This window comes from Arthrobacter livingstonensis, from assembly GCF_003219815.1.
GTDB lineage: Bacteria > Actinomycetota > Actinomycetes > Actinomycetales > Micrococcaceae > Specibacter > Specibacter livingstonensis.
The window spans coordinates 1-15,971 of sequence record NZ_QJVD01000028.1 but is presented as its reverse complement, the minus strand read 5'-3'; the positions used below and the strand labels follow the sequence as shown (position 1 = coordinate 15,971).

The window sequence follows — 15,971 nt, the reverse complement described above, 5'->3', positions numbered from 1 at the left end:
AAGGCTGCGGTGCCAAAGCGTTTCGCCAGTAGTCCGGGCATCCGGCGGGCTGGCACGAGGGGCGCCGCCGGAATTGGCGGTGCCCCTCGTGTTGTGCCGGTTCCCGCGGGGCTTTTAGCTGTCCCTGGTTACCTGCGGCGTTTACCTGCGGCGCCGCTTCCGTTTCCGCTTGCGGAGGCAGAGGGCCACCACGATGGCTCCCACAATGGCGAGCGCGGCGGGTGCAAACCGCTTGGCCAGGACCGGCCACATGGCCGAGCCAAGGTCCAGTTCCGCCGCGGGGGCGGCAGTAGGCAGGTGCTTTGCCGCCGGCTTGGGTACCGGGGCCCCGGCAGGCTCGGGCGCCGTGGGCCCGGCCACCGTCGGCCCGGCCCCGGCCGCAGGTGTACCGGTCTCTACCACCGCCGGCTCTACCACCGCGGGCTCCGGCCCGGCGCCGGCCTTGTCGATCACGCACTGCACAAACTGTTCGAGCAGCTTGTCGGAGATGTCTTGAATGACGCCGCGGCCAAACTGCGCCGGTTTGCCGGTGATGTTCATGTCGGTGGTCACGTCCACGGTGGTGCCGTCGCCGTCGGCGGACAGCCTGGCGGTGACGGTGGCTCCGGCCGTGCCGTTGCCGCGCTTGTCCTTTCCCGTCGCGTGGATGACCACCGTGTGTGTGTCCTCATCGCGGGAGAGGAATTCGCCCGTGCCGGCGTACATCATGGCAATGGGTCCGAGTTTGACCTTGACTGTGCCGGTGAACGAGTCGCCGTCCACGGAGGTGAGGACCGCGCCCGGGAAGCACGGGGCGATTTCCTCCAACTGGTTGAAGGAATGCCACGTGTCCGCCAGGGGGCTGGGGACGCTGAAGTGATGTTTGAGTTCCATTGCTGCCTTCCCCGATCCCGCTACAGGCCTGCGGCCGCAAGGACCGCACGCTTGGCGAGCACCTGGGCGAGATGCCGCCGGTACTCGGCATCACCGTTCAAGTCGCTGGCAGGCTCGGTGCCCTCCGCTGCGTGCAGGCAGGCAGCGGCAATGGCCTCCGCCGTCAACGCGGCGCCGGCCAGCGCCTGCTCCACTGCGGTGGCCCGCAGGGGAGTGCTGGCCATGTTGGTCAGCCCCAGCCTGGCCTCGGCAATGGTGCCGCCCTCCACCCGGACCATCGCGGCAATGCCCACGATGGACCACTGTTGGGACACGCGGGTGAACTTTTCGTAGTGCGCACCCCAGCCCGTGAACTTCGGCACCCGGATGCGCGTGAGGATCTCGCCCTCGCGCACGGCGGTGGTGAAGTAGCCCTGAAAGAAGTCAGCGGCATCCACGCTGCGTTCCCCGTTCGGACCGGCAATCACCAAGGTGGCACCCATGGCCAGGACGGGAGCGGGCATGTCCCCGGCCGGATCGGCATGGACCAGCGCGCCACCGAAGGTGCCGCGGTGCCGCACCTGGGGATCGGCCACCGTGGCCGCGGCCTTCGCCAGCAGCGGCAGGTGCCGGGCAATCAGCGGATCGCTGGCAACCACATGGTGCGGTGTCATGGCACCAATGGTGAGCGAATCGCCGTCGTCCGTGACACCGGAAAGCCCCGTGATCCGGCCCAGGTCAACCACCATGGAGGGATCGGCCATGCGCAGCTTCATGACCGGCAGCAGGCTCTGGCCACCGGCCAGTACCTTGACGTCGTCACCGGCGGAGTCGGCGGCGGCCAGCAGGCCCAGTGCCTCCTCGACCGTGGTGGGCGCGGCGTAGTCAAATGCGCTCGGAATCATTGCACACCTCCGGTGGTCTGGGCAGCTTGTAGTGCATGCCATACGCGCGAGGGCGTGCACGGCATCTTGATGTCCTTCACGCCGAGGTGCCGCACGGCGTCCAGGATGCCGTTGACAATGGCCGGGGTGGAGGCGATGGTGCCCGCCTCGCCGACGCCCTTGGCGCCGAGCTGGTTGCTGGTCGCCGGGGTCTCAGTGCGGGCCGTGATGTAGTGCGGCAGATCCGGGGCGCCGGGGACCAGGTAGTCCACAAACGATCCCGTGACCAGCGTGCCCGCATCGTCGTACACGGCTTCCTCGTACAGGGCCTGCGCGATGCCCTGGGCCAGTCCGCCGTGCACCTGTCCCTCCACGAGCATCGGGTTGACCACCACCCCGACGTCGTCCACGCAGACGTACTTGCGGATGCTCACCCGCCCCGTCTCCGTGTCCACCTCCATGGCGGCCAGGTGGGTGCCGTGCGGGTAGGAAAAGTTCACCGGGTCGAAGGTGGCGTCTGAGTCCAGGTTGGGCTCGAAGCCGTCCGGCAGGTTGTGGGCGGCAAAGGTGGCCAGTGCAATCTCGCCGAGGGACGTGGACGTATCGGTGCCCTTGACACTGAAGCTGCCGGCGGTGAACTCGATGTCCTCCTCACTGGCCTCCATCATGTGCGCGGCCACCACCTTCGCCTTTTCAATGACCTTGTCCGCCGCGGCCAGCACGGCCATGCCGCCCACCGTCAGCGAGCGCGAGCCATAGGTGTCCAGTCCCCGCTGGGAGATCTGGGTGTCCCCGTGCAGGACCTCGACGTTTTCAAAGGGCACACCGAGCCGGTCCGCGACCAGCTGGCTCCAGGCAGTCTCATGTCCCTGCCCGTGCGCGGAGGAACCCGTGACCACCTCAATGTTGCCGGTGGGGAGCACGCGCACCTGGGCGTGTTCCCAGCCGCCGGCGCCGTAGCTGAGCGAGCCCAACACGCGGGACGGGGCCAGGCCGCACATTTCGGTGAACGTGGAAACGCCGATTCCCAGCTGGATGGGGTCGTTGGACTCGCGCCGCCGCTTTTGTTCGGCCCGCAGCCCCTGATAGTCGAAGAGCTCCACGGCCTTCGACGTTGCCGCCTCGTAGTTGCCGGTGTCGTATTCCAGGCCGGCCACGGTGGCAAACGGGAATTCCTCGTGCCGGATCCAATTCTTCTCCCGGACCGCCAGCGGGTCCATGCCCAGTTCGGTGGCCAGCTCGTCCATCAGCCGCTCAATGGCGAAGGTGGCCTCCGGCCGGCCGGCGCCGCGGTAGGCGTCCGTCCATGTTTTGTTCGTGAACACGTTGTTGCATTCAAAACGGTACGCTGGGAACTTGTAGATGGAGTTGTACATGAACGCCCCAAGGATCGGGATGCCGGAGGTGACCAGGCCCAGGTAGGCGCCCATGTCGGCCAGCAGGTTCACGGACAGTCCGGTGACGGTTCCGTCCCGGGTGGCCGAGAGCTTCAACCGCTGCACCTGCGCCCGGCCGTGGTGGCCGGCCTGCAGGGATTCGCTGCGGGTCTCGGTGTATTTGCAGGGCTTGCCGGTGCGCCGGGCCGCCAGGACGGTGATGGCTTCCTCCGGCGTCACCTGGAGCTTGCCGCCAAATCCGCCGCCCACATCCGGGGCGATCACGCGAACCTTGCTTTCGGGGATGCCCAGCGTCAGGGCCAGCATCAGCCGCAGGATGTGCGGAATCTGCGTCGAGGTCCACACGGTGATTTGTTCGCCGGTCGGGTCGACCACCGTTGACCGCGGCTCCATGAACGCCGGGATGAGGCGCTGCTGGTAGAACGTGCGCTCGATGAGGACCTCGGCGTTGTCGATGGCCTCCTGCACGGAGCTGCCTGTGCCGGCCTCGGCCGAATCAAACACCCAGGTGGCCGACTTGTTGGACTCCAGGCTGGAGTGCGCCAGCACCTTGTCCGTGAACGCCTCCTCCAGGTCCATGACCACCGGCAGTTCGTCGTAGCTGACGTCCACCAGTTCGACGGCGTCGCGCGCCGCCGCCGGGGTGCGCGCCACAATCACGGCCACCACCTCGCCGGCAAACGCGACCTCCTCGACGGCGATGGCTCCGTGGGCAGGGGCCTTTTGGTCCGGCGTGATGGGCCAGGCGTTGGGCAGGCTGCCCTGCTCGGCGGCCACGTCCGCACCGGTGAGCACGGCCATGACGCCGGGGGAAGCCTTCGCGGCCGAGACGTCAATGGCGGTGATCTTCGCGTGCGCATACGGGCTGCGCACCATGGCCAGGTGCAGCATGCCGGGCAGGACCATGTTGTCAGTGAAGCGCGAGCGGCCTGTGATCAGGTGGCGGTCCTCCTTGCGCAATCTGGCTTTGCCAACTTCGGCGCGGCCTGCTCCGGGGCCGCCGACTTCCGTGGTGGCCGTCATGACACACCCGCCGTCTCCGCGTCGTCCACAGTGGTGGAAACGCCGGAGTCACCGTACACGGTGCCGTCTGCCACGCTCTTCACGGCGGCCACAATGTTTTGGTAGCCGGTGCAGCGGCAGAGGTTGCCTTCCAGGCCGTCCCGGATCTCCTGCTCGTTGGGGTGCGGGTTTTCCGTCAGCAGCGAGGCCGACTGCATGATCATTCCGGGGGTGCAAAAGCCGCACTGCAGTGCATGGCACTGGTGGAAGGCTTCCTGGAGTGGGGCGAGCAAGCCGTCCGTGGCCATGCCCTCGATGGTGGTGACCTTGTGGCCGTCCGCCTGAACGGCCAGCATGGTGCACGATTTCACGCTCACACCGTCCAGGTGGACCGTGCAGGCGCCGCAGTTGGTGGTGTCGCAGCCAATCAGCGTGCCGGTTTTGCCGAGCCGCTCGCGGAGGTACTGGACCAGCAAAAGTCTTGGTTCGACGTCGTCGGTGTAACTGACGTCGTCAACTTCGACCGTGATGGTTTTGGAACTCGCCATTGAGATCTCCTTTTTCATTGTGGAGACGTGCACGACAGCCCGGCTCCAGCCCCGATGTGTGCCACGTTACATCACGGTGGGGGATTAAGTTAGGGTGCTGTCGAATCCACCACCGGGTCGTCACGGGCCCCGTCGGTCAGGGGTTCGTGGTGGATTCGCACGTCCATGTGGCTCAGCCGCCTGCCCTTGCCGCCCCACTGCAACGCAATGATCTCCGCGGCTATCGAAACGGCCGTTTCCTCCGGCGTGCGCGAGCCCAGGTCCAGGCCGATGGGACTTGAAAGCTTGTCAAGCTCGACGTCGGTCAATCCCGCCTCCCGCAGCCGCTCCATGCGGTCGTCGTGGGTTTTGCGCGACCCCATGGCACCGACGTACGCAACGTCGTGGCGCAGCGCCACCTCCAGCAGGGGCACATCAAACTTGGGGTCGTGCGTGAGCACGCAGATCACCGTGCGGGGGTCAATGTGGCCGGCGTCGAGCTGGGCCTGCAGGTACCGGTGCGGCCACTCCACCACCACCTCGTCGGCCACCGGGAAGCGAGCCTTGGTGGCGAACACCGCCCTGGCGTCGCAGACCGTGACCCGGTAGCCCAGGAAGCTGCCCTGCCTGGCCACAGCAGCGGCAAAGTCGATGGCGCCAAACACGAGCATGCGCGGCTGCGGGGCAAAGCTGACGACAAACACGCGCATGCCGTCACCGCGCCGCTCACCGTCCGGGCCGTACATCAGCGTTGTGTTCCGGCCGGCTGCCAGCAGTCCCTTGACGTCGTCGCTGACCGCGTGGTCGGCGCGTTCGGTGCCCAGGGAGCCGCTGAAACCGTCCGGGTGCACCACCAGATGCCGTCCCAGCCAGGCCGGGTCCGGGTGCTCAATGACGGTGACAACGGCCACGGGCACACCGGCGTCGACGTCGTCGGCCACCCTTTGGAGCCCCGGGAACGTCTCCCGCGAAACGGCTTCCACAAAGACGTCAAGGATGCCGCCGCACGTCAGGCCCACCTCAAAGGCGTCGTTGTCGCTGATGCCGTAGCGTTGCAGCACGGGCGTGCCATCCGCCACGACATGGGTGGCGAGCTCGTACAGCGCACCCTCCACACAGCCGCCCGAGACGGAGCCCACCGCCCGGCCGTCGGCGTCGACCATCATGGCGGCACCCGCCGGCCGCGGTGCCGAGCGGAAGGTGCGCACCACCGTGCCCAGCCCCACCGTGTGTCCCGCCGCAACGGCGGCGCTTAGATCCTTCAACACTTCACGCATTGGATACCACGCCCAACAACTCCTCGAAGCACCTCATTGAATGGCCCCCCACAAAGTAATCAACGTGCGGCAGTACGGCCTTGATTCCCTGCTGCACCGGCTGGTAGCCCTGCTTGTCGCGGTGCGGGTTGGACCAGATGATTCCCCGTGCCACGTGGTGGAGGCGTTCCACCTGCCGGCCCAGGAGTTCGGGGTCCCCACGCTCCCAGCCGTCGCTGGCAATGACGACGACGGCGCCCCTCGCCACCGCGCGCTGCCCCCAGCGGTCGTTGAACGCCCGAAGGACTTCCCCGAGCCGCGTGCCGCCGGACCAGTCCGGCACGGTCCGGCCCGCCTGGGCGAGCGCGTATTCGGCGTCGGGCAGCCGCAGCGCGCCGGTCACCCTGGTCAGCCGGGTGCCCAAGGTGAAAACCTCAACCTGGCGGGGGGCCTCCGCCACCACCCGGTGGGCCAGCCGCAGCAGGCTGTCGGCATAGGGGGACATGGAGCCGGAGACATCGATGAGCCAGACAATCCTGCGCAGCTTGCGCGGGGCCCGGGCGCGGCGCAGCGGGCCCGGCTCGCCGCCGCGCCTCAGTTGCTCGCGCAGGGTGCGCACCCGGTCCACCTCCCCGTGCGGGTTCAGCTTCCGGCGGCGGCCCGGACGCGTGGGCAGGCGGACCCGCAGTTCGCCAAACATGTGACGCAGCAGGGCCTTATCGGCGTCGTCCAGCGTGGCCACGTCGCGGTGGCGGAGCAGTTCGCGGCCGCTGGCCACCGCCCGCACCGTTTCCTGTGCCGCATCGGAGGAGCCGGGGCCGTCCTCCAGGGAGGCCTCGCTGACCGTGGTGGCAGCAGTGTCCCGGCCAGCCGCCGTCGAATGCTCGGGGGCAAACCAGGCCTCAAAGGCGCGCTGGTAGGCGGCCAGCTCCTCCGGCGCGGCGCACAGCGTGGCCCGGCCGGCCCAAAACACGTCCTGCCGGCGCCCGAGGTCAAGCCGTCCGACGGCGTCGACAAAGCTGCGGGACCGGTCCGCCGTCACCTTGACGCCGGCGGCGCGCACGGCCGACGCGAAGGCCAGCAGGATCTCCTCCGCGCTGTGTCGTTCCACAGTTGTCACGGCTCACCCCAGCATCCGCGCCAGGGCGGCGGAGACCCGTTCGGTGTCCTCGCGGTACTTGCACAGGGCGCCAATGCTCGCGGCCGCGGAGGCCAGGTCCAGCTCGGCGCGTCCCAGCTGATGGATGGCGCGGGCCCAGTCCAGCGTCTCCGCGACACCCGGGGGCTTGAGGATGCCGTCGGTGGCGCGGATCTGCTGGACGGTGCGCACCACCTGTTCGGCCAGCAGCGCCGGCAGCTGGGGGAGGCGCGAGCGCACAATCTCCACCTCGCGGGCCAGCCCCGGGTGGTCGATCCAGTGATAGAGGCAGCGGCGCTTGAGCGCATCGTGGAGGTCGCGGGTCCGGTTGGAGGTCAGCACCACAATGGGCGGGGTTTCCGCCTTGACCGTGCCGAACTCGGGGATGGACACCTGGTAGGTGGACAGGACCTCCAGCAGGAAAGCCTCAAACTCGTCGTCGGCCCGGTCGATCTCGTCGATGAGCAGCACGGCCGGACTGAGCTGGAGCGCCTTAAGTATGGGCCGGGCCAGCAGGAAGCGCTTGTCGTAAAGCGTGCTTTCCAGCTCTGCAGTGCTCAGCCCGGAGCCGCCGCCGGCCTCCACGCTGCGCAGGTGCAGGATTTGGGCCGTAAAGTCCCAGTCGTACAGGGCTTGGGACGCGTCAATGCCTTCATAGCACTGGAGCCGGATCAGCGGCAGCGTGAACGCCTCAGCCAGGGCCTCGGCCAGGGACGTCTTGCCCGTGCCCGGCTCGCCTTCGAGCAGCAGCGGCCGCTCCATGCTCAGGGCCAGGTAGCCGATGGTGGACAGGCCCTCGTCGGCCAGGTAGCCGGTGGAGGCCAGCATGTCCCCCAGGGTGGCGGCTGAGGGGATCGACGTCTTCGTCATGGCACCAGCATAGGGCCATCGGCGGGGATGGCGGGCAAGATCCACCCCTGTGAGGGGGCGTTCCGTTGGCAACACGGCGTTTCCGGGAGGACGATGGAGGCATGTGGATTGGCTGGATTGAATTTGATCTTTTGTTCGGGGACGTTCATTCGCTGAAGGAAAAGCGGTCCGTGCTGCGCCCCGTGCTTGCCGACGTCCACCAACGCTTCGGCGTTTCCATCGCCGAGGTGGACCTCCACGACCTGCACCGGCGCGCCGTCGTTGGCGCCGCCCTGGTGGCCGCCGACCGCGCCCACATCGTTGACGTGCTCGACGCCGTCGAAAACCATGTTGCCCGCCGTCCCGGCGTCGACCTGCTCAGTGCGCGGCGTCGGACAATAACCAGCGACGACTGAAATGGGGCACATCGTGAAGAGCATCTCGCTCTACCTGGACGTGGACGGCGTCGTCTGCCCGTTCGGCCCGGTGGGGACCACGGATTGGGGCACCGCCTGGCAGTATGCCGGCGTCGGCCTGATGGAGGTCAAGTACGCCGCAGAGCTCGTGGGCGAACTGAACGATCTGTCCGGCTGTGCGGGGGTGCGTTGTGTGTGGCTGACCAGTTGGGAGGAACTTGCCCCCAAATACCTGTGCCGGGCCATCGGCCTGGACGGGCGGAAATGGCCCGTGCTCAGCTCTGGCGACCAGGCCGGCGGTTATGAATGGTGGAAGCTTGATGCCATCCAGCGGGACATCGAAAAGCACAGCCCGGAACGTATTGTGTGGATTGACGACCAACTCGACTCCGAAGACAGGGCAGGTGCATGGATGACCATCCTGGGCCGGCGCATTCTGGGCGTCTCCCCGGATCCCCGGCGGGGCATTTCCCTCACGGACATCCTCAGCATCAAGGCATTCCTGGACTCCGGTCCGACGGAGCAATGGCAGCACGGCGAAAGGTGAACCCATGATCCACACCACCCACGACGTCGTCATTGTTGGCGGCGGGCACAACGGGCTGACCGCGGCAGCATACCTGGCCCGCGCCGGAAAGAGCGTGCTGGTGCTGGAACGGGACGGCCACCTCGGCGGCGCGGCGGTTTCCGCCACCGCGTTCGATGGCGTGGACGCCCGGCTGTCCCGCTACGCCTACCTTGTCAGCCTGCTGCCACAGCGCATCATCAAGGAGCTGGGCCTGGACCTCAAACTGGTCCGGCGCCGTTACTCCTCCTACACGCCGGACCCCGGCGGCGGCGCCGCCGGCCTGCTGGTCGACCATGGCGACCCGGAGGCCAGCCGGGCCTCTTTCGCCCGCCTGGGCGCGGCTGCCGATTTTGATGCCATGGCCGGCTTTTACTCCGACACCGCACGCCTCGCGAGGGCCATTTTCCCGACCGTCTGCGAGCCTCTGCCCACGCGCTCCGAGGCGCGCCGCCTGCTCGAGGATGATGCCCTGTGGGACGAATTCATCGAGCAGCCCGTGGGCCGGTCCGTCACCGCCCGCTTCAGCAACGACGTGGTGCGCGGGGTCGTCGCCACCGACGCGCTGATCGGCACCTTCACCTCACTGGACGATCCTTCCCTGGCGGCCAACCGCTGTTTCCTCTACCACGTCATCGGCAACGAAACCGGGGATTGGGACATCCCCATTGGCGGCATGGGCGCCGTCACCGCCGAACTCGAGCGGGCCGCCCGCGACGCCGGCGCGCAGCTGCTGACCGGTGCGCTGGTGACAGGGGTGACGGACGACGGCGGGGTCCGGTATCGTTCCGGCGGAACCGAGGTTGTGGTCACCGGACGCCACGTTTTGGCCAATGTGGCGCCCGCGGTGCTCCGGGAACTGATAGGCGTAGCGGACGACGGCGCGCCACGGCCGGAAGGTGCCCAGATCAAGGTCAACCTGCTGCTGCGCCGTCTTCCGCGGCTGCGGGACGAAACGATATCGGCTGCGGCCGCCTTCGGCGGGACCTTCCACATCAACGAGGGTTACGGCCACTTGGAAGGCTCCTACCGCGACGCCGCCGGCGGCAGCATCCCGGCCCCTCTGCCGTGCGAGGTCTACTGCCATTCGCTGACCGATCCCAGCATCCTCTCGCCGGCACTCGCCGCCTCCGGAGCGCAGACCCTGACGGTCTTTGGGCTTCACACCCCTCACCGGTGGGTCACCGAGGGAAACGATGCTGTTCTCCGGGAACGGCTCCAGGACGCCGTGCTGGCGTCCCTGAACTCGGTCCTGGCCGAGCCCATTGAAGAGCTGTTGCTCAGGGATGCCGGTGGCGCCCCCTGCATTGAAAGCAAAACGACCATGGACCTGGAACGTGCGCTGAACATGCCCGGCGGCAACATCTTCCACGGCCCCCTGCAGTGGCCATTTCTTGAAGACGACGCCCCGCGCGACACCCCCGCCCGGCGCTGGGGCGTTGACACCGGCAACCCACGCATTTTCCTGTGCGGCGCCGGCGCCCGCCGCGGCGGCGGTGTGAGCGGAATTGGCGGGCACAACGCCGCCATGGCGGTCCTCGAGGAGCAGGCCGGCGACGATGAGGGCTAGGACTTAGGGGTGAGCCATGCGGCGGTTTTCGCGGCGTAGGTGCCCTCGTGTTCGGTTTCGATCGCTTCGAGCACCAGGGAGGCGGCATACTCTGCCGTGTCCGGCACCACACCGGGCCGGGCTGGTCCCGGAGCGTTGGCCCCGCCGCCAAAATTCGTGGCGGTGACATACGGATAGACCAGTGCGACACTGATGTTGTCGGCCGCCAATTCCATGCGTGCCACCTTGCTCAGGTTGTTCAACGCATGCTTGCTGGAGGAATACGGCCCAACCCCCGGCAGTGTCCGCAGCGTGGTCCCCGAACTGACGTTCACAATCACCCCTCCGCCGTGCTTCTTCATCAGCGGGGCGACCAACTGCATCGCCTGCAGCGGTCCGACGACGTTGAGATTGAACAGGTACCTGTACTCCTGCAGGTCAGCCTGGGCGATCGCGGTGTGCATGGCGCGGCCCGCATTGTTGACCAGGATGTCGATGCGCCCGCAGTGCTTGTAGGTGACCTCCACCATCCGGCGGACCGCATCGCCGTCGCGCATGTCAGTGGGTATCGCCAGGGAGCCGGCAAGCTCGCTGGCGAGCTGCTCCAGTTTACCAGCCGACCGTGCCGCAAGTGCCGTGGTGGCACCCTTGGCCGCCAGCAAACGGGCCAGGGCGAGCCCGATGCCGCTTGAGGCGCCCGTGATGAGCGCAATCCTGCCTTCAACGATCATCGGATGCTCCTCGTGGTGGTGTAACCAACGATAGATCCGGCGGCGCGTTATGCGAAGAGGCGCCCTAATTTCACAGTCGCAACCCAGTGCACGGGCTTAACGTTGATGTATGGGTGAACGGGTCCCTGATGATTCCCGCAGCGCATTTGCCTCCGGCCGCCGCGCCAGGGGCGCACTGCGTCGGGTCCCCGTGTGGGTTTGGCGCTTGTTCATGCACACGATCAGCAAGGGCGAACTGCAGCATCTCAATGTGGATCCCATCACCGGGGTGCGGCATTGGTATGACATTGACTTCGTCGGCGACCATATCCGCTGGCACCGGCTGGACGTCATCGCCCCGGCCGATGGCCGCACGCCGGAGACCTGGCTGCCGGTGTACGTCTACTTTCACGGCGGCGGGTGGACCTCCGGCGACAAGGCCTCATTGACAAAATACTGTGCCAGCCAGGCCGCCTTCGGCCTGGTCGTGGTCAACGTGAACTACCGCATGGCGCCGCATTTTCACTTGGGCCAGGTCCTGGAGGACGCCAACGAAGCGCTTGGCTGGGTCGATGCCCACATTCGTGAGTTTGGCGGCGACTCGCATCGGATTGTCCTGGGCGGGGACTCCGCAGGTGGACAGATTTCGGCGCTCACCGCGGCGGCCACCTTCCGCCCTGAACTGGCCGAACACTATGCGTTGCACCCCGCAATGCCGATCGCCTCGCTCAAGGGGCTGGTGCAGCATTGCAGCATCGTTGATTTCTCGGTGTTCTTCGACAAGGGTTTTGTACTAAGCCTGAACTTCATCCGCATGCTCCTGCCCCACGACGGCAAAGGAAAGGAAGGCGGGAAGGAGAAGCACAGGCTGCGTGAGGAGTCCCATTACATGTCACCCATCGAGTGGCTCGACAACCGGTGCCCGCCCGTGTTCATCACGACATCGGAGCGGGACTTCTTCTACTCCTCCAACATGAACTTCATCCAAAGCCTCGACCAGCACGGGGTTCCCGTGGACTCACTCATTTACGGCTGGGACAGCGCCAACACCGAGCACACGTGGCAGCAGAACTTCCGCTACCCGGAATCACAGGAGGTTTACGGCCGATTGCAGTCATTCATCAAAAAGGTGACCGCTTAAACCCGGCACCGAACCGACGAAGGTCGTCAAAGACAGTCAGTCGGCCAGCGCCGGCAGGTAGCGTTCCCCTGCGGGAATCTCCGCCGCCAGCCGGTTGGCCGGCCCGGGCAGCGGGCACGCCCAAGCCTCGTCATAGGCACACGATGGGTTGTAGGCAAAATTGAAATCCAGGATGAACGCTTCACCGGCGCCCCCCAGGTATGCACCCTTGATGGTGTCCAACAGGTAGCGCCCGGCGCCGTAGCTGCCGGCGGGCTTCCCCGAGGTGGCATCACGGAAGGGGACAAAGATCCCACCGCCGTAACTGCGCAGCTGCCATGCCGCCAGCGAGCCGACGCCGGGAACGTCGAAGGTGCCGAGGCGTTCGAACGGGACTGTGCCGTCGGTTCCGGTGCGTACCAGCATCTCCTCCCCGGCGCCCGCGGCTGAGAGCAGGCACTCAAAGCGGAAGGCCGGGTCGTAGGCGGCCACGGACAGGCCGGTGAAGCGGGCCCTTTTCTCCGCATTCAGGGCAGACGCCGGGTGGGTGGCGAACATTTCGTCGCGTCCCCGCACCCAAAGCGCATGGGCCGCGGCGGCGCCGTCGTTCGCGGCCGTGCTGCGGACCTGGCTGTACAGCTCAAAGGTCCGCAGCCGCCAGTCGATGACTGCCGCAGCTGCTGCAGCTGTCGGCTCCACGGTGCGCTATCCGCCCAGTTCCGGGTAGTGGATGGCGGCCGTCTGGGGGTGGGCGCGGACCCAGCCCTTGAGCACGTTCGCGCCGTAGGAGGAGAGCATGGGGTTGTCGGGGTCGTCGGTGACGCCGCGGGCCCCTGCGGCCAGCTCAACCGGCAGCGGCACCGTCCCGATCACGGCGTCCAGCCGCGGCGACCAGAAGAACGGCACCGAGTAGCGGTCCGCGCCGGGAGCGGGAGCGGTAACGCGGTGGATGGTCGCCATCAGGTAGCCCTTCGTGGCAACTTCGAGCATCTCGCCGAGGTTCACCACCAGGGCGCCGGGGAGGGGCTCCACGGCGATCCAGTCCTCCTGGCCGTGTGGCTGCACTTCCAGCCCGCCCACCTGGTCCTGCAGCAGCAGGGTCACAAAGCCGTAGTCAGCATGGGATCCCACTCCCTGGGTGCCGGCTTCGGGCACCTGGCCGCCAACATAGTGGACCAGCTTGCCCATCCAGGCCGGGGTGTCGGCAAACGGGGCGGCAAAGTAGTCCTCCGGCAGACCCAGGGCCACGCCGATGCCGGCCAGCAGTTCGGCGCCAATGCCGGACATGAGTGCTGCCCACTGCTGTGCGATGCGCTCCAGCTCCGGGTAGCCGGCAGGCCATTGGTTGCGGCCCTGCAGACGCAGGAAAAGCTTGTCCGCCGGCACGTCTGCCAAAGGTTCGCGGTCCGGTCCGAAGTCGATTTGTTCGCGGGAGTCCGCGCGTCCGCGGGTGATCTCGGTGCCCAGCCGCGTGTAGCCGCGGAATTGGGCGGAGGTGCGGTTGTCCAGCGCCAGGCGCTGCTCCAACGGCAGGCGGAAGAAGCCGGCGAGCGTGTCCAGGAGCTCCTGGGCCTGGCCGGGAGCGGCACCGTAGTTGGTGACCTGAAAGAAGCCCACATTGTGTGCGGCGTCCCGCAGCGTATCGATGAATTCCGGACTGAAGTTCCCATCCGCATTGCGGGCAGTGGAGAGATCCAGGACCGGGACTGATGTGCGTGTTGTGCTCATGTATCCAGCGTGCCCCTTGTTTGGCCCAAATGGCGAAGGAATATTTCGCTTTGTTGCGCCGTGGATTTGCGAGGCCGGAGCAGGTGTGCATCCACTTATTCGACGGCGACCCCTGCTAGGGTGCCGCCGTCGAACTTTATACGCAGGAATCGCCCGAACGGCGCTGTTAGTTTTCCCAGAACGGGTAATCGGTGTACCCCTTGGTACCTTCGGAGTAGAAGGTTGTGTGGTCCGCCTCGTTGAGGGGCAGTCCCTCGCGCCAGCGGCGGGCCAGGTCCGGGTTGGCCAATGCGGGGCGCCCCACCACCACGGCGTCGGCCCAGCCGCTGCCTGCCACGGCCAGCGCGTCCTCCAGCGTCGTGACCGTGCTGAAGCCCGTATTGACCAGGAACGGTCCGCCAAAGCGCGCGCGCAGTTCCTGGACGAGAGATCCGGACGGGTCCTGGTGCAGGATGCTCAGTCCGCCCAGGCCCAGCGGGGCAATGCCGTCGGCAAGTGCCTGGTACGTGGCAAGTGTGTCTGCGGCGTCGGTTTCCAGCGCGCCCTGGACATTGTGTTCGGGGGAGATGCGCAGCCACGTCCTGCCGGCCCCGATGGCGGCGGCCACCGCCGCCACGGTCTCGACGACGAAGCGGGCGCGGTTTTCGGCGGTGCCGCCGTACACGTCGGTTCGGTGGTTGGCGGAGGGTGCCAGGAACTCGTGGAGCAGGTAGCCATTGGCGCCGTGGAGTTCGACTCCGTCAAATCCGGCGGCAATGGCGTTGCGCGAGCCGTGGACGAACTCTTCGATTACGCCGGGAAGTTCCGCGGCGGTCAGTGCGTGCGGCACGGTGAAGGGCGCCTTGCCGTCGTAGGTGCGCGTGAGCCCGTCAATGGCGATGGCGCTGGGCGCCACCACCTCCCGACCGCCCGTGGTGCCGGGATGGGTGACACGTCCGGCGTGCATGACCTGGGCGATGATGAGGCCCCCGGCGGCATGGACCGCGTCGGTGACACGCTTCCAGCCGGCGATTTGTTCTTCCGTCACGAGGCCGGGCTGGCGTACGAAGCCCTGGCCCGCAAAGCTCGGGTATGTGCCCTCGCTGACGAGCAGGCCCATGGAGGCCCGCTGGCGGTAGTACTCGACGACATCCTCTCCCGGAACGCCATCGGTGCCCGAACGCGAACGGGTGAGGGGGGCCATCACGATTCGGTTGGGCAGTTCAAGTTCACCAAGGGTTACGGGGGAAAACAGGTTCATGGGTCTTCTTTCACGGTGTTGCGTGTGGTGTTGCGGCTGGTGTCACTCTGCTTGCGACAACGCGCGGCGGGGCTGATGCTATTCCCGCCGGAGGGTCCGCCCGCCGCAACTCGGAAACCTGCGAGGAAACTGGCGCGGAACTCTTGCGCGGAGAACCCGGCGGGGTGAAGCTGAAACCAACCACGACAGGGCCTTGCCCTGTTTGCCCCGAAGGAGCGTCATGTCCAATAACGTCAACTACTTTGAAATCGGAACCCCCGACCCCGCGGCCTCCAAGGCATTCTATTCGGGAATGTTTGACTGGCCCGTCGGCCAGCCCTCCGCCGTCGGCTACAGCATGGTGGACGGCGATCGCGGCGGATTGTGGGACACCACGGCCATGGGTGCCGGGAACTGGGCCATCTTCTACGTCCAAGTCGACGATGTCGGGACGAGCGTTGAGAAGGCGGTGGCATTGGGTGCCTCCATCGCCGTCCCCGTCGTGGACAACGGGGCCATCGAATTCGCCCACCTGCTTGACCCGCAGGGAAACCGCTTCGGCGTCTGGCGTCCCAAGGACGCCTAATGTGAATCCGGTTCGCCAAGGTTGGGGACGGAGCGACCGGAGCAAACCGGATACTTACTGGACGCCTCATGGGGCCGGCCCAGCCACGCCGCAAGGCCTGGCGCTTCGGGGTGTGGTGCGTTTTAGAAGGGGGCGGGTTCGTCTTGGGTGTCGAGGTAGGTGCGGCCGGTGGG

At 67.0% G+C, this 15,971-nt stretch carries 16 protein-coding genes; 5 read left to right on the top strand and 11 right to left on the bottom strand.

What is annotated here, in order from left to right:
- Positions 1-141 precede the first annotated feature (141 nt).
- The 7 genes from CVV68_RS19070 to CVV68_RS19040 form a co-directional block, all read right to left on the bottom strand.
- On the bottom strand, positions 142-873 hold the full coding sequence (locus tag CVV68_RS19070; protein ID WP_110502587.1) for an SRPBCC family protein: 732 nt from the start codon (positions 871-873) through the stop codon (positions 142-144).
- Between the two features lie 20 nt (positions 874-893).
- On the bottom strand, positions 894-1,757 hold the full coding sequence (locus CVV68_RS19065; protein WP_110502586.1) for an FAD binding domain-containing protein: 864 nt from the start codon (positions 1,755-1,757) through the stop codon (positions 894-896).
- A complete protein-coding gene (locus tag CVV68_RS19060; protein ID WP_110502585.1) occupies positions 1,754-4,156 on the bottom strand; it encodes a xanthine dehydrogenase family protein molybdopterin-binding subunit in 2,403 nt (800 codons plus the stop codon). The genes CVV68_RS19065 and CVV68_RS19060 overlap by 4 nt, the downstream gene beginning before the upstream one ends.
- Positions 4,153-4,683 (bottom strand): (2Fe-2S)-binding protein, encoded by a 531-nt coding sequence (locus CVV68_RS19055; protein WP_110502584.1) that lies wholly within the window; start codon positions 4,681-4,683, stop codon positions 4,153-4,155. The genes CVV68_RS19060 and CVV68_RS19055 overlap by 4 nt, the downstream gene beginning before the upstream one ends.
- Positions 4,684-4,772: 89 nt before the next feature.
- Positions 4,773-5,939, bottom strand: coding sequence for an XdhC family protein (locus tag CVV68_RS19050; protein WP_110502583.1), 1,167 nt, complete (start codon positions 5,937-5,939; stop codon positions 4,773-4,775).
- Complete coding sequence (locus CVV68_RS19045) at positions 5,932-7,038, bottom strand: vWA domain-containing protein (RefSeq protein WP_245933659.1); 1,107 nt, start codon at positions 7,036-7,038, stop codon at positions 5,932-5,934. Before CVV68_RS19045 ends, CVV68_RS19050 begins: the two co-directional genes overlap by 8 nt.
- A 3-nt stretch (positions 7,039-7,041) precedes the next feature.
- Positions 7,042-7,926: an AAA family ATPase gene (locus CVV68_RS19040; protein WP_110502582.1), complete on the bottom strand. Its 885-nt coding sequence runs from the start codon at positions 7,924-7,926 to the stop codon at positions 7,042-7,044.
- 101 nt (positions 7,927-8,027) lie between these two features.
- Here CVV68_RS19040 and CVV68_RS19035 point away from each other — a divergent pair, with 101 nt between their 5' ends.
- From CVV68_RS19035 to CVV68_RS19025, 3 genes are read left to right on the top strand one after another with little or no spacing between them, the layout of a single operon-like run.
- On the top strand, positions 8,028-8,321 hold the full coding sequence (locus CVV68_RS19035) for a DUF503 domain-containing protein (RefSeq protein ID WP_110502581.1): 294 nt from the start codon (positions 8,028-8,030) through the stop codon (positions 8,319-8,321).
- 13 nt (positions 8,322-8,334) lie between these two features.
- A complete protein-coding gene (locus CVV68_RS19030; RefSeq protein WP_245933658.1) occupies positions 8,335-8,868 on the top strand; it encodes an HAD domain-containing protein in 534 nt (177 codons plus the stop codon).
- A gap of 4 nt (positions 8,869-8,872) precedes the next feature.
- Complete coding sequence (locus CVV68_RS19025; protein WP_110502579.1) at positions 8,873-10,456, top strand: phytoene desaturase family protein; 1,584 nt, start codon at positions 8,873-8,875, stop codon at positions 10,454-10,456.
- Here the strand turns inward: CVV68_RS19025 and CVV68_RS19020 are convergent.
- Positions 10,453-11,166, bottom strand: a complete 714-nt coding sequence (locus CVV68_RS19020; RefSeq protein ID WP_110502578.1) for an SDR family NAD(P)-dependent oxidoreductase — start codon at positions 11,164-11,166, stop codon at positions 10,453-10,455. The two genes, CVV68_RS19025 and CVV68_RS19020, sit on opposite strands and share 4 nt — an antisense overlap.
- Positions 11,167-11,377: 211 nt before the next feature.
- On the opposite strand from CVV68_RS19020, the gene CVV68_RS19015 reads away from it, so the two are divergent.
- Positions 11,378-12,286: an alpha/beta hydrolase gene (locus CVV68_RS19015; RefSeq protein WP_110502611.1), complete on the top strand. Its 909-nt coding sequence runs from the start codon at positions 11,378-11,380 to the stop codon at positions 12,284-12,286.
- A gap of 36 nt (positions 12,287-12,322) precedes the next feature.
- Here the strand turns inward: CVV68_RS19015 and CVV68_RS19010 are convergent, their stop codons facing one another.
- The 3 genes from CVV68_RS19010 to CVV68_RS19000 all read right to left on the bottom strand — a co-directional run bounded on the left by CVV68_RS19010 (position 12,323) and on the right by CVV68_RS19000 (position 15,233).
- Positions 12,323-12,964 carry a DUF1684 domain-containing protein gene (locus CVV68_RS19010; protein ID WP_110502577.1) on the bottom strand — a complete coding sequence of 214 codons (642 nt, stop codon included), beginning with the start codon at positions 12,962-12,964 and terminating at the stop codon, positions 12,323-12,325.
- A gap of 6 nt (positions 12,965-12,970) precedes the next feature.
- Entirely contained in the window at positions 12,971-13,993 is a 1,023-nt protein-coding gene (locus tag CVV68_RS19005) for an isopenicillin N synthase family dioxygenase (protein ID WP_110502576.1), read from the bottom strand.
- A gap of 166 nt (positions 13,994-14,159) precedes the next feature.
- Positions 14,160-15,233 carry an alkene reductase gene (locus CVV68_RS19000; RefSeq protein ID WP_110502575.1) on the bottom strand — a complete coding sequence of 358 codons (1,074 nt, stop codon included), beginning with the start codon at positions 15,231-15,233 and terminating at the stop codon, positions 14,160-14,162.
- Between the two features lie 220 nt (positions 15,234-15,453).
- On the opposite strand from CVV68_RS19000, the gene CVV68_RS18995 reads away from it, so the two are divergent.
- Entirely contained in the window at positions 15,454-15,798 is a 345-nt protein-coding gene (locus tag CVV68_RS18995) for a VOC family protein (protein WP_110502574.1), read from the top strand.
- Positions 15,799-15,971 lie beyond the last annotated feature (173 nt).

Bases quoted from the DNA above. Each gene is read 5' to 3' on its own strand.
- CVV68_RS19025 (WP_110502579.1), top strand. From the start codon at position 8,873: ATGATCCACACCACCCACGACGTCGTCATTGTTGGCGGCGGGCACAAC.
- CVV68_RS19040 (WP_110502582.1), bottom strand. From the start codon at position 7,926: ATGACGAAGACGTCGATCCCCTCAGCCGCCACCCTGGGGGACATGCTG.
- CVV68_RS19050 (WP_110502583.1), bottom strand. From the start codon at position 5,939: ATGCGTGAAGTGTTGAAGGATCTAAGCGCCGCCGTTGCGGCGGGACAC.
- CVV68_RS19055 (WP_110502584.1), bottom strand. From the start codon at position 4,683: ATGGCGAGTTCCAAAACCATCACGGTCGAAGTTGACGACGTCAGTTAC.
- CVV68_RS19035 (WP_110502581.1), top strand. From the start codon at position 8,028: ATGTGGATTGGCTGGATTGAATTTGATCTTTTGTTCGGGGACGTTCAT.
- CVV68_RS19000 (WP_110502575.1), bottom strand. From the start codon at position 15,233: ATGAACCTGTTTTCCCCCGTAACCCTTGGTGAACTTGAACTGCCCAAC.
- CVV68_RS19065 (WP_110502586.1), bottom strand. From the start codon at position 1,757: ATGATTCCGAGCGCATTTGACTACGCCGCGCCCACCACGGTCGAGGAG.
- CVV68_RS19060 (WP_110502585.1), bottom strand. From the start codon at position 4,156: ATGACGGCCACCACGGAAGTCGGCGGCCCCGGAGCAGGCCGCGCCGAA.
- CVV68_RS19015 (WP_110502611.1), top strand. From the start codon at position 11,378: ATGCACACGATCAGCAAGGGCGAACTGCAGCATCTCAATGTGGATCCC.
- CVV68_RS19020 (WP_110502578.1), bottom strand. From the start codon at position 11,166: ATGATCGTTGAAGGCAGGATTGCGCTCATCACGGGCGCCTCAAGCGGC.
- CVV68_RS19005 (WP_110502576.1), bottom strand. From the start codon at position 13,993: ATGAGCACAACACGCACATCAGTCCCGGTCCTGGATCTCTCCACTGCC.
- CVV68_RS19070 (WP_110502587.1), bottom strand. From the start codon at position 873: ATGGAACTCAAACATCACTTCAGCGTCCCCAGCCCCCTGGCGGACACG.
- CVV68_RS18995 (WP_110502574.1), top strand. From the start codon at position 15,454: ATGTCCAATAACGTCAACTACTTTGAAATCGGAACCCCCGACCCCGCG.